This is a genomic window from Streptomyces sp. NPDC048389 (genome assembly GCF_040706335.1).
Taxonomy (GTDB): Bacteria; Actinomycetota; Actinomycetes; order Streptomycetales; family Streptomycetaceae; genus Streptomyces.
In genome coordinates, this window is the sequence record NZ_JBEZKP010000005.1 from 74,297 (window position 1) to 87,119 (window position 12,823).

The 12,823-nt window shown below is 70.5% G+C and carries 9 protein-coding genes; 1 reads left to right on the forward strand and 8 read right to left on the reverse strand.

Annotated elements, in window-relative coordinates:
- Positions 1-78: 78 nt before the first annotated feature.
- Positions 79-768 (reverse strand): Crp/Fnr family transcriptional regulator, encoded by a 690-nt coding sequence (locus AB0903_RS05735; RefSeq protein ID WP_366699348.1) that lies wholly within the window; start codon positions 766-768, stop codon positions 79-81.
- Between the two features lie 231 nt (positions 769-999).
- Between AB0903_RS05735 and AB0903_RS05740 the strand changes: the two genes are divergently transcribed.
- A complete protein-coding gene (locus tag AB0903_RS05740; RefSeq protein ID WP_366699350.1) occupies positions 1,000-1,506 on the forward strand; it encodes a Pycsar system effector family protein in 507 nt (168 codons plus the stop codon).
- A gap of 57 nt (positions 1,507-1,563) precedes the next feature.
- On the opposite strand, the gene AB0903_RS05745 is transcribed toward AB0903_RS05740, so the two are convergent.
- The 7 genes from AB0903_RS05745 to AB0903_RS05775 all read right to left on the reverse strand — a co-directional run bounded on the left by AB0903_RS05745 (position 1,564) and on the right by AB0903_RS05775 (position 12,742).
- Positions 1,564-2,895 (reverse strand): M28 family metallopeptidase, encoded by a 1,332-nt coding sequence (locus AB0903_RS05745; protein WP_366699352.1) that lies wholly within the window; start codon positions 2,893-2,895, stop codon positions 1,564-1,566.
- Positions 2,896-4,149: 1,254 nt separating this feature from the next.
- On the reverse strand, positions 4,150-5,325 hold the full coding sequence (gene rarD, locus AB0903_RS05750) for an EamA family transporter RarD (protein ID WP_366699354.1): 1,176 nt from the start codon (positions 5,323-5,325) through the stop codon (positions 4,150-4,152).
- Between the two features lie 210 nt (positions 5,326-5,535).
- On the reverse strand, positions 5,536-6,585 hold the full coding sequence (locus AB0903_RS05755; RefSeq protein WP_366699355.1) for a 2-oxoacid:ferredoxin oxidoreductase subunit beta: 1,050 nt from the start codon (positions 6,583-6,585) through the stop codon (positions 5,536-5,538).
- Positions 6,578-8,524 carry a 2-oxoacid:acceptor oxidoreductase subunit alpha gene (locus AB0903_RS05760; protein WP_366699356.1) on the reverse strand — a complete coding sequence of 649 codons (1,947 nt, stop codon included), beginning with the start codon at positions 8,522-8,524 and terminating at the stop codon, positions 6,578-6,580. Before AB0903_RS05760 ends, AB0903_RS05755 begins: the two co-directional genes overlap by 8 nt.
- A 354-nt stretch (positions 8,525-8,878) precedes the next feature.
- Positions 8,879-9,538 carry a response regulator transcription factor gene (locus AB0903_RS05765; protein ID WP_366699584.1) on the reverse strand — a complete coding sequence of 220 codons (660 nt, stop codon included), beginning with the start codon at positions 9,536-9,538 and terminating at the stop codon, positions 8,879-8,881.
- A gap of 300 nt (positions 9,539-9,838) precedes the next feature.
- Positions 9,839-11,173: a sensor domain-containing protein gene (locus AB0903_RS05770; protein ID WP_366699357.1), complete on the reverse strand. Its 1,335-nt coding sequence runs from the start codon at positions 11,171-11,173 to the stop codon at positions 9,839-9,841.
- A gap of 342 nt (positions 11,174-11,515) precedes the next feature.
- Positions 11,516-12,742 (reverse strand): sensor domain-containing protein, encoded by a 1,227-nt coding sequence (locus AB0903_RS05775; RefSeq protein WP_366699359.1) that lies wholly within the window; start codon positions 12,740-12,742, stop codon positions 11,516-11,518.
- Positions 12,743-12,823: the final 81 nt, after the last annotated feature.

Here is a 12,823-nt window from a genome sequence, read left to right on the forward strand (position 1 = left end):
CGACGTCATGGGTATCCGGGAGCCGGGCGCCCGTACAGCGTCAGATGACGCATTCGGCGCCGTGAACGCCGCCCGGGGTCATTCCTCGGCCCAGCGACGTACGCCGGTGAGGTCGAGGACACAGGTACGGCCACGCCTGGTGGTGACAAGGCCGGCCGCGTGCATCGCACGCAGTGAGCGCACCACGGACTCTCGCGAGACGCCTGCGGCGCCCGCGAGTTCCTGCTGGTTCATCCGCACCTCGAGTGCGCCGGCCGGTTCGTCGACGGCCACGCCGTGCCGCACGGCGGTGTCCAGCAGGACCCGGGCGAGCATGGAACGGGAGGAGCGGGCGCCCTGCTGGGTACGCAGGCTGTCCGAATCCCTGAGCCGGGCCACAACGCTGCGCAGGACGGCCAGCGTCAGCGTTGCGTGCTGCTCCAGAAGCCGCTGGAACGCCTCACTGCCGACGACCACTCCCGAGAGGTGCTCGAGGGCGGTCACCGTCGCGGAGCGCTCGGTGCCGTCGAGGCAGGAGAGCTCGCCGACGAGTTCACCGGGGCCACGCAGAGCGAGCACGCTGGTGTAGCCGTTGTCGGACTCGGCGGTGACCTTGGCCAGTCCGCTCAGTATGAGGACGATGTGGTCCGGCCTGCCGCCCTCGCGCATCAGCGAGTCGCCACGCTCCCAGGTACGGACCCGGCCGGCGCCACGGAAGAGCAGCAGTTCGTCGGGAGTGAAGGGCTCGTACGCCGTGTGGCGGTCGTTCTCGAATTGCTCCCCTGGCACGAAAAGGTCCTCCCCCGTAACCCTTGCCGCAGCCGAACCAGTCTATGCAGCAGGCGTGTTGATGTGTGTCGAATGCGGCAGACAATCCGGCGGGGAGCGGGATAGAACCGAAGAAGAAGCAGTGGCGCCATCATGGAGGAACGCATGTCCGATTCCTTAGCGCATTCTTCGCCCAGACGATCGAATAATACGGATGGAGTGCCTCCGGTCCCCTCGCCACCCGATACGCGTGTGACGGACGGGGCCGACCGGTACGGGCAGGAGACAGCGTGGCGCATTCACGCCGCGCTCATCGACTGGACGGGAAAGGTGGATGTCAAGGCCGCTTTCGCCCTGACACTCGAATCGGCGGCTCTCGCACTGACAGCCGCCCTCCACTCCGGAGCGCCCCTGTCGTCCAGCGGCCCCCCGTCCGGCTCCTCGGCCCTCCTGGCCACGGGGGCGGTCCTGTTGGGGGCCGCCGCGCTGTTCGCCGTTCTGGCGGTCACGCCCCGCATGAGGGTCGACCGGACGGCCCGGCATCCGACGCCCGACTTCATCTACTTCGGTCATGTCCGCGCGCTGGAGCCGGAGGAGTTGGCGCAGATGCTGCGTAGCGCCGATCCGTTGCCGGCGCTCAGCAGACAGCTGGTCACCATGTCCAGGATCGCTTGGTACAAACATCGTTGCACCCAGGCGTCCCTGTCGCTGGCCGCAGCCGGGCTGGTGGCGGTCGCAGTCGCCGGGGCGGTCTCCTGACATCGCGAACCCGCCGTCGGTTCCTTCGAGGAGCCGACGGCGGGGTGCGGAGCGTGCCTAGAAGGTCAGCTTCCAGCTGTCGATGTAGCCCGTGTCGTAGCGCGCCACGTCCTGGACGCGCAGCTTCCAGGCGCCGTTCGCCGTCTCTGCGGACGCGTCGACGGTGTACGTGGCGATGACGTTGTCCGCCGAGTCGCTCCCGCTCGAGCTCTTCAGCCGGTACGCCGTGCCGTCCGGGGCCACCAGGTCCACCACGAGGTCGCCGCGCCAGGTGTGCTTGATGTCCACGCCGACCTTGAGCGCGGCGGGGGCGTTGCCGCTGCGGCCGGAGACCGTCACCGTGGAGGTCACCGCGGCCCCGGCGTCGGGGACGGCGACGTCGGTGGTGTTCTCGTAGACGTCGCCGGGCGGCTCGGTCGTGTCGCCCGCGGAGAGCGTCCAGATCGCGTGGGCGATCGCGTCGCTGTTGCGGTCAAGGGCGGTGTCGTTGATGTTGGCCGTGGTGTCGCACGACGAGTGGTAGCAGCGGTCGAACGCCTGACCGGCCGTGCCGCCCCACTTCTGGGCCTGGGCGCTGGTCTTCGTGCGGCTGGCGCCGGTGAACAGACCGCCGACCGGTATGCCGACGTTCTTGAACGACGCGTGGTCGGAGCGGCCGTCGCCCTCGGTCTCGATCTCGGTGGGGACACCGAGGCCGGCGAAGTAGCCCTTGAAGGTCTGCTCGATCACCGGGTCGTCGTCATAGACGAAGTAGCCCGGGTTGGGCGAGCCGATCATGTCGAAGTTCAGATAGCCCGCGATGCGTGAACGCTCGGTCCCGGAGAGGTTGTTGACGTAGTACCGGGAGCCGACCAGGCCCAGTTCCTCCGCGCCCCACCAGCCGAAGCGCAGATGCTTGGTGGGCTGCAGCTGGGCACGGGAGACGGCGAGTGCCGCCTCCAGTACGGCGGCGGAGCCCGAGCCGTTGTCGTTGATCCCGGCGCCGGAGCTGACCGAGTCCAGATGGGCGCCGGCCATCACGGTCTGGTTCACGTCACCGCCCGGCCAGTCGGCTGTCAGGTTGTAGCCGGTGGTGCCGTTGTAGGTGAACTGCTGGACGGACGTGGTGAATCCGGCGGCGTCCAGCTGGGCCTTCACGTAGTCGATCGAAGCCTTGTAACCGGGTCGGCCGTGGGCGCGATTGCCGCCGTTGGAACCGGCTATGGACTGGAACCGGTCGAGGTGCGCCTTGACGTTGGCGAGGGGTATGTCCGGTGCGGCGAGTGCCGACACCGGCGCCGGCCGTACGTCGGCGGGGTCGGCCGACGCCGCGGGCGCGGCGGTCGCGAGCAGCCCGGCCAGGGCGAACACGGCGACCGCGGGGACACGTCTGGGAACGGAGAGTTTCATGTGGGGGCTCCGGAATTCCGTACGGGGACAGGACGGAACGTGCGTGAACGCCCCGGGACTGCTGACCCCGGGCGCTGGAGCAGGAGGTCGAACGTGATGCGTGTGCACGTGCGTTGTGCGTGCTGATGTTCGAGGACGGTCTGACGCAGCGTCAAGGGCGGAAATCGGTCACTTCTGTTCGTATAACGGACCGGCTGCACGCGGGACTCTTGCCCTCCGGGTCTCCCGACACTCCGTTCCGGCGGTTCCGGAGTGCCGGCATGGTGGCATCGGCCCTGTTCACGCCCGGTGGCGAGTACCCGTCCGTCCTCACAGAGGGGATGATGTCCAGCACCCCGAGGACCGCTCGCGGGGACCATCTGCACCGAGACCCTTCGGGGTGTGCGGTGCGTCCGGCTCTCTGCGCTCATATCGACCGTCCCCGACCGGCGACACAGCGTGGCCGCTGCGAGGAACACCACCAGGTGTACGAGAACCGCGAGCCGGTCCGTGCTCGGCGTGCTCGCCGCTCGGTGCTTGCTCGGGTGCACTGCGCTGGACTTTGCCGTCACGCCGGACGGACGCTGGGTGCTCTTCGAGGTGAACCCCAACGGTCAACGGCACTGGCTCGCTGTCAGAGCCGGTGTCCAGCTCATGAGGCCATGGCCGACGCCTTGCAAGGAGAGACGGCGTGACCGAAGTGCCCCATGGGCCGGAGCCGCCGAGGCGCTTGCCGACAAGGTGACCGCCGATGCCTCCGCGTGGCATGACGCCGTGAGCAACACCCCCGTCACCGGCTCGTCCCGCGCTGGTGCAGCGCGTGCCCGACAGCCCGACAGTCCGACAGTCCGACAGTCCGACAGCCCGACAGCCCGACGCGGGAATGGGAGTTGGTGGATCACCCCGAGGACTCCCCCGAGCGGCTGCACGCCGCGTACACGGACGAGACGCTGGTAACCGCGTCGGAGGGCCGTCCCGTCCGCTGTGCCGGGGTCCTGGTAGGGCGGGGTCGGATCGGGAAGCGCCACGTGTCGTCCGGGGACTTCACCGTGCCGGACCGTGGCACCTCCGACCGGACCGGCTCCGAGCACGCAGACGTGCCCGGACGAGCGGACGCGCTCGGCTCCCGCCCGGTCCGCCGCTTCACTGGGGCGCCGCTTCCTCCGGAGCGGTGAGGGCGCCACCCCTGCCCCGGCCGTGTGGTGCCACAGGGAGTGGGAGCCGCCCTCCGCGACGCGCGGACACCGGGGGCGGTGACCGTGCCGGCTGTGGCGGTCAGGCCGTCGGCCCGGCCTCCTGCGCGGCACGTCCGGTGCCCGCGGCCGGTTCCTGCCCTACGGCGCCGGTCAGCGGCGTGGTGCCGGTCTGGGGTGCGGTAACGGCCTGCGGCCCGATGCGGCGCGCCTCGTCGACAGCGCCGGTCTGCGACGGGGTGGTGCCGGTTCGCGTGGCGGTGCCGGTCTGCCTGACGGTGCCGGTCTCGGGCATCGCCGCCGCGGGCGTGGCCGCCGCCGGCTGCGGGCCGGAGGCCGTCGCCAAGGCCGCCAGCCGCAGGGCCTCCGCCTTGTTGCGGCGCGCCGTGCGCAGGGCGTCCCAGGTCAGGCAGGTCAGAGCCAGCCACACCAGGGCGAAGCCCGCCCAGCGTTCCGCGGGCATCGCCTCGTGGAAGTAGAGGACGCCGAGCAGGAACTGGAACACCGGGGCCAGGTACTGCAGCAACCCCAGGGTGGAGAGCGGCACCCGTATCGCCGCCGCACCGAAGCAGACGAGCGGCACGGCCGTCACCAGACCGGTCGCGGCGAGCAGGGCGGCGTGTCCGGCTCCCTGCCCGCCGAAGGTGCCGGTGCCGTTCGCGCCCAGCCAGACCAGGAACGCCAGCGCCGGGAGGAACTGGATGGCGGTCTCCGCGGCCAGTGACTCCAGACCGCCGATGTTGACCTTCTTCTTCACCAGCCCGTACGTGGCGAAGGAGAACGCGAGCGTCAGCGAGATCCACGGCGGCTGCCCGTAGCCGATGGCCAGCACCAGGACGGCGGCGAGGCCGATGCCGACGGCCGCCCACTGCGCGGGGCGGAGCCGTTCCTTCAGGAGCAGTACGCCCATCGCGATGGTGACCAGCGGATTGATGAAGTAGCCGAGGGACGCCTCGACGACATGGCCCGAGTTCACGGACCAGATGTAGAGGCCCCAGTTGACGGTGATCACCGTGGCGGCGACTGCGATGAGCCCCAGTTTGCGGGGCCGGCGTACCAGTTCCCGCACCCAGCCCCAGCGCCTCAGCGCCAGGAGCGCGACGGCCACGAGCGCCAGGGACCACACCATCCGGTGGGCGAGGATCTCCATGGCGCCGGACGGCTTGAGCAACGGCCAGAAAAGAGGGACCAGGCCCCACATTCCGTAGGCACCGATCCCGTACAGCAGCCCGGCCCGCTGTTCTTTCTCCGACTTCACTGGCCCTCCCGTCCTGCGCCCGCGCGTTTCCTCAAGGTACGCCCGGCGAGGACGGATGTCATGCCCGTATCGCCATACGGTCATGACGGATCGTGGTGGGTGCCGGAGCGGTCCCGGAGCGGTCCCGGAGCAGTCCCGGAGTGATCCAGATCGCCCCGGACAGCGGTGAGGGGAGGCCGGAGCCTCCCCTCACCGCCGCTGGACCGGGTCTCAGCCGACGACCGTCCAGGTGTCGTTGCCGGCGAGCAGCGCGGCGAGGTCGCCCTTGCCGTCCCGTTCGACCGCCGCGTCCAGCTGGTCGGCCATGAGCGTGTCGTAGACGGGGCGCTCGACGCTGCGCAGCACACCGATGGGGGTGTGGTGCAGGGTGTCCGCGTCGGCCAGCCGCGAGAGCGCGAAGGCCGTGGTCGGGGACGTGGAGTGCGCGTCGTGGACGAGGACGCGGGACGCGTTCTCCGGCGTGACCTCGACGACCTGGAGGTCGCCGGTGGACGGGTCCCGCACGACGCCCTTCGCGCCGTCCGCGCCGAAGCGGATCGGCTGCCCGTGCTCGAGCCGGATGACGGCCTCCTGCGCCTGCGCGTTGTCCTTGAGGACCTCGAAGGCGCCGTCGTTGAAGATGTTGCAGTTCTGGTAGATCTCCACGAGCGCCGTGCCCTGGTGGTCGGCCGCCCGGCGGAGCACCTCCGTGAGGTGCTTGCGATCGGAGTCGACGGTACGGGCGACGAACGACGCCTCGGCGCCCAGCGCCAGCGACACCGGATTGAAGGGCGCGTCGAGGGAGCCCAGCGGCGTCGATTTCGTGATCTTGCCGACCTCGGAGGTGGGGCTGTACTGGCCCTTGGTGAGTCCGTAGATACGGTTGTTGAACAGCAGGATCTTCAGATTGACATTGCGGCGCAGGGCGTGGATCAGATGATTTCCACCGATGGACAGCGCGTCGCCGTCCCCGGTGACGACCCACACCGACAGGTCGCGCCTGGACGAGGCGAGCCCGGTCGCGATGGCGGGCGCACGGCCGTGGATGGAGTGCATCCCGTAGGTGTTCATGTAGTACGGGAAGCGGGACGAGCAGCCGATGCCCGAGACGAAGACGATGTTCTCCTTCGCCAGCCCCAGTTCGGGCATGAAGCCCTGCACGGCGGCCAGGACGGCGTAGTCGCCGCAGCCGGGGCACCAGCGCACTTCCTGGTCGGACTTGAAGTCCTTCATCGACTGCTTGGCCTCGGCCTTGGGCACGAGCTTGAGCGCCTCACTCATCGATGGCCTCCTTGAGAACTCCGGCGAGCTGCTCCGCCTTGAACGGCATACCGTTGACCTGGTTGAACGACTGTGCGTCGACCAGGTACCGCGCCCGGACGAGGGTGGCGAGCTGGCCGAGGTTCATCTCGGGAATGACGACCTTGTCGTACTGCTTCAGCACCGTGCCGAGGTTCTTCGGGAACGGGTTGAGGTGGCGCAGATGGGCCTGGGCGATCGGGATGCCCGCGGCGCGCAGCCGGCGTACGGCCGCGGTGATCGGCCCGTACGTGGAACCCCAGCCGAGGACGAGCGTCCGCGCCCCGTCCGGGTCGTCGACCTCGATCTCCGGCACCTCGATACCGTCGATCTTCGCCTGGCGGGTGCGGACCATGAAGTCGTGGTTGGCCGGGTCGTAGGAGATGTTGCCCGTGCCGTCCTGCTTCTCGATGCCGCCGACACGGTGCTCGAGGCCCGGAGTGCCGGGCACCGCCCAAGGGCGGGCGAGGGTCTGCGGGTCGCGCTTGTAGGGCCAGAAGACCTCGGTGCCGTCGGCCAGTTCGTGGTTGGGGCCGGTCGCGAACTGCACCCGCAGGTGGGGCAGGTCGTCGATGTCCGGGACCCGCCACGGCTCGGAGCCGTTGGCGAGATAGCCGTCGGACAGCAGGAACACGGGCGTGCGGTAGGCCAGCGCGATCCTCGCCGCGTCCAGGGCGGCGTCGAAGCAGTCCGCGGGGGTGCGCGGCGCGACGACCGGCACGGGCGCCTCACCGTTGCGGCCGTACATCGCCTGCAGCAGATCCGCCTGCTCCGTCTTGGTCGGCAGACCGGTCGACGGGCCGCCGCGCTGGATGTCGACCACCAGCAGCGGAAGCTCGAGCGAGACCGCGAGCCCGATGGTCTCCGACTTCAGCGCCACACCGGGACCCGAGGTCGTCGTGACGGCGAGAGAGCCACCGAACGCGGCACCGAGCGCCGCGCCGATCCCGGCGATCTCGTCCTCGGCCTGGAAGGTCCGCACACCGAAGTTCTTGTGCTTCGCCAGTTCGTGCAGGATGTCGGAGGCCGGGGTGATCGGGTACGAGCCCAGGTAGAGCGGCAGATCCGCCTGCTTGCTCGCCGCGATCAGGCCGTACGACAGGGCCAGGTTCCCCGAGATGTTGCGGTACGTGCCCGTCGGGAAGGCCGTGCTCGCCGGGGCGACCTCGTACGAGACCGCGAAGTCCTCCGTCGTCTCGCCGAAGTTCCATCCGGCCCGGAAGGCCGCGATGTTCGCCTCGGCGATGTTCGGCTTCTTGGCGAACTTCTGCCGCAGGAAGTTCTCCGTACCCTCCGTGGGCCGGTGGTACATCCAGCTCAGCAGCCCCAGCGCGAACATGTTCTTGCTGCGGCCGGCCTCCTTGCGGGACAGGTCGAAGTCCTTCAGCGCCTCGATCGTCAGCGTCGTCAGCGGCACCGGATGAACGCGGTAGCCGTCCAGCGACCCGTCCTCCAGCGGAGAGGTCTCGTACCCGACCTTCGCCATGGCGCGCTTGGCGAACTCGTCGGTGTTGACGATGATCTCGCCGCCGCGCGGCACATCGGCGATGTTCGCCTTCAGGGCCGCCGGGTTCATCGCGACCAGGACGTTCGGCGCGTCGCCCGGCGTGAGGATGTCGTGGTCGGCGAAGTGCAGCTGGAAGCTGGAGACGCCGGGCAGAGTGCCGGCGGGCGCCCGGATCTCGGCTGGAAAGTTCGGAAGAGTGGAGAGGTCGTTGCCGAACGACGCCGTCTCCGAGGTGAACCTGTCACCCGTGAGCTGCATACCGTCACCGGAGTCACCCGCGAAGCGGATGATCACCCGGTCCAGGCGGCGGATCTCCTTCTCGCCGGCGCGCCTGCGCTGCTCACCGACGAGGGCCTCATCGGACCCGTTGACCTCATCGGCCTCTTCGGCCGGGCTACTGACCTGGCTGGTCACTGAACTGGACCTCCCTCGAGGCGGTTCCTCGGGCCCGACCGGCCGACCGGCCGACCCACTGGCAACCCTACGACCGTAAGTGTTGCCTTCCCCGGACCGCTCACATGTCGGACCTCGTTGTGGGACGCCGTGGCGCCCTGATGCGTCGCGCTTTTCCTTGTCCCCGGGCCCTCCGGGACGGACACGCCCCGCTCCTTTCCCGGTCCCGGGCTTGGGGTCCCGCGCCCGCCGTGCCGACCGGGCTCCGGCAGCATGTCGGCGTGCCGCCGGCGTGTCCGCCGCCCGGCCGCTCTCCCCGATCGGGACGTGGCGTCCACCCGGCCGCTCACGATGCGGACGAGTCCGTCAGGTCGCTCACGAATTGAGGTACGTCAGCACCGCGAGTACGCGCCGGTGGTCCCCGTCGCTGGGCGAGAGCCCGAGTTTCAGGAAGATGTTGCTGACATGCTTCTCCACCGCCCCGTCGCTCACCACCAGCTGCTTCGCGATCGCCGAGTTCGTCCGGCCCTCGGCCATCAGACCGAGCACTTCGCGCTCACGGGGAGTGAGCCCGGCCAGCACATCCTGCTTGCGGCTGCGGCCCAGCAGCTGCGCGACGACCTCGGGGTCCAGGGCAGTACCGCCCTGCGCGACCCGCACCACGGCGTCGACGAACTCCCGCACTTCCGCCACCCGGTCCTTGAGCAGGTAGCCCACGCCCCGGGTGCTGCCGGCCAGCAGTTCCGTGGCGTACTGCTCCTCCACGTACTGCGACAGGACCAGCACCCCGACGCCGGGATGCTCCCGGCGGAGCTGCACCGCCGCCCGCACACCCTCGTCCGTGTGCGTCGGCGGCATCCGGACGTCGGCGACCACCACGTCCGGCAGCGCGTCCTGCGCCGCCAGATCGCCGATCGTCTTGATCAGCGCCACGGCGTCCCCCACCCCGGCGACCACGTCGTGCCCCCGGTCGGTCAGCAGCCGGGTCAGGCCCTCCCGAAGCAGTACCGAATCCTCGGCGATGACCACCCGCACCCTGTCCTCCACAGCCTTGAGCCCCCTGTTGACCTGTTGCCCCGATGCGCGTTTCCGCGCTTCTCACCCCTGCGCCCTCCAGCATCGCAGGATCGGAGTGCGCTCGTGCCTGTGCCGCGTTTTTCCCGGTCGCCGCGTTGCTGCGTCGGTCGCCGCTTCGGTCGCCGCTTCGGTCACCGCTTCGGGGGACGCATGAGCGGGGGGCAGGGTTGCTGCGGCGTGGCGGTCGTGCCGCCGGGTTCGCGGACGGGGCAGGTCGCGGCCGGGTGCGGCCTTCGGCCTTGCAGGCGTGCTCGTCGGTCAGCCGCGCCAGGGGAGTTCGGCGGTCACCGTCGTCGGGCCGCCCGCCGGCGAGTCGACGGCGAGGATGCCGTCCACGGCGTTGAGGCGTTCGGTGAGGCCGGCCAGGCCGGTGCCGGCCGTGGTGTCGGCGCCGCCCCGGCCGTTGTCGACGACCTGGAGCATCAGTCGGTCGTGCGAGCGCCAGACGTCGACGGAGGCGCGGGTGGCGCGTGCGTGCTTGCTGATGTTCTGGAGCAGTTCGGAGACGGTGAAGTAGGCGATGCCCTCGATCGCGGCCGCGGGCCGTCGGTCCAGGTCCACCTCCACCGTCACGGGAACGGCGCACCGCGAGGCCACGGCGGACAGGGCCGCGTCGAGGCCGCGGTCGGTCAGTACGGCGGGGTGGATGCCCCTTGCCAGGTCACGCAGCTCCTGCAGAGCCACCTTGACCTCGCCGTGCGCCTCGTCGACCATCCGGGCGGCTGCCTCCGGGTCCTCGGCCAGCTTCTCCTTCGCGAGACCGAGGTCCATCGCCAGGGCCACCAGCCGGGCCTGCGCCCCATCGTGGAGATCGCGCTCGATACGGCGCAGGTCCGCCGCGGCCGTGTCCACCACGACGCCGCGGTCCGACTCCAGTTCCACGACGCGGGTCGCCAGCCGGGACGGTCCGAGCAGCCCGGTCACCAGCAACCGGTCGAGACCGGTCAGAGCGCGCATCACCCACGGGGTGGTGATCGTGAGCACCAGCCCGACGGCGCTCGTCGCGGCGATCTCGAACGGGGTGTCGAGATAGAGGTTGCGTGTGCCGTCCCCGTACAACTGGAGGCCGTCGACGCCGGCCCACATCGGGAAGACCCACTGCCAGAGCGGGTAGAGCAGCAGCGACCAGCCGGTCGCCCAGAGGGTCACCGATACACAGAACCCGAAGACCGCCCAGGGGAAGTGGAGCAGGGCGTACAACAGGTGGCGCCACGACGCCCCGCTCTTGAGAGTGCCGGCCATCCACGCGAAGAAGCCGTTCGTCCTGGCGCCCGCGGAGCCGCGAACCGGTTCCGGCCCGGCGACGTCCACACCGAGCAGCGCCCGGGCGCGAGCGCGTTCCAGTGCCCCGTAGCCGCGCAGCATCGACAGGGAGAGCGCGAACACCGGGATGCCCAGGAACGTGACGAGCAGTCCGGCGCCCAGCGAGGTCATGGTGACGGCGAAGACGAAGGCGGCGGTGGCGAGCGGCAGGCTCAGCACCAGGTAGCCGAACTCTCGCCAGGCGCGGCCTTCGAAGGGCGCGCGCAGGACGGGAGGGAGGAAGTGCTCCCGCCGGGCCGCCGGGGGACCGTAACCGTAATCCGTGGCCATCAGGGTCGTCCGTTCTGGGATGCGGGCTGGTTGTGGGACGCGCACTGTTCTGAGACGCGGGCTGTCATGACTCAAGCGTGGTGCGGCGACGGGGTCCGCACCATGAGGGCGGTCTCCGTCTCGGCGGGGGGTTTACCCCACCGTGCAAGGTCGGGCCGGGCCGGGCTGGGCCGGGCCGGAGCCGATTCGCCGATCCGCGCCGAGCTCCGGGCGTGGGCGCGCGGCGGCGGTGCACCGGTGAGCGCGTGGCGCGGCGCGGGGCAGGCGTCGGCGCCAGGGCGTCGGGTATCCGCGTGTCGGGCGTCGGTCCCGGTGCGGGCGGGTCCGAGGCGGGCAGTGGGTTCAGACGCCGGGCGTCTTGCGTACGTCACCCGGCCCGTGGGCCCGCCGGGCCTCCTGGACCTCACGGGCGCGCCACGGCAGCTCTGCCGTGACCGTCGTCGGGCCGCCCGCCGGCGAGTCGACGGCGAGGATGCCGTCCACGGCGTTGAGGCGTTCGGTGAGGCCGGCCAGGCCGCTGCCGGCCGTGGTGTCGGCGCCGCCCCGGCCGTTGTCGACGACCTGGAGCATCAGTCGGTCGTGCGAGCGCCAGACGTCGACGCAGGCGCGGGTGGCGCGTGCGTGCTTGCTGATGTTCTGGAGCAGTTCGGAGACGGTGAAGTAGGCGATGCCCTCGATCGCGGCTGCCGGTCGTTCGTCCAGATCGACCGTGACGGTGACCGGAGCCGTGCAGCGGGAGGAGACGGCCGACAGGGCCGCGTCGAGGCCGCGGTCGGTCAGTACGGCGGGGTGGATGCCCCTTGCCAGGTCACGCAGCTCCTGGAGGGCGAGTTTCACCTCGCCGTGCGCCTCGTCCACCATCACCGCCGCCGCGTCCGGGTCCTCGAGGAGCTTCTCCTTCGCGAGTCCGAGCCCCATCGCCAGCGCGACGAGCCGGGCCTGCGCCCCGTCGTGGAGATCGCGTTCGATACGGCGCAGGTCCGCCGCGGCCGTGTCGACGACGATCCCGCGGTCCGACTCCAATTCGGCGATGCGTCGTTCCAGTTCGTCGGACGGCGACAGCAGCCCCCGCACCATGGCGCGGTCCGCGTTGGACAGCCCGCGTGCGATGAAGGGAAGCACGGGCCAGAGCACGAACAGGCCCACCGTCGTGACGGTGAAGGTGACGACACCCCAGGGCAGCCGGATGACCGAGTACAGCACCGTGCGCCAGGCCACCGGGTCCTTCAGACGTGACCACACCGACGCGATCAGGCCGTCCCCCCGACCCCGGCCGGGCAGCGGGCTCGGCTCGTCGACCCGTACGCCGAGCAGTGCACGCGCCCGGGCCCGTTCACCCCGTCCGAGCAGGCGTGCACCCATGAGCGCGAGGGCGAGCAGGGGCAGGCCGACCGCTGTGACGGCGAGTCCGGCGCTGGTCGTGACGGTGAGCGTCACGTAGACGAAACCGAGCAGCGCGGCCGGCAGATTGGCGAGCAGATGCCCGATCTCCTTCCACGTGTGGCGGTCGAATGCGAAGCGCGCAGGAGGCGGCCGGTCGTCGTCGGGGGCGGTGATGCTCGCGGTCATGAGCGCCAGCCTGCCGGGACGGAACGCCGTACGCCATGGGGTACATGGGTGGGGCGGAGTAGGGATAACCCCACTGGGGCC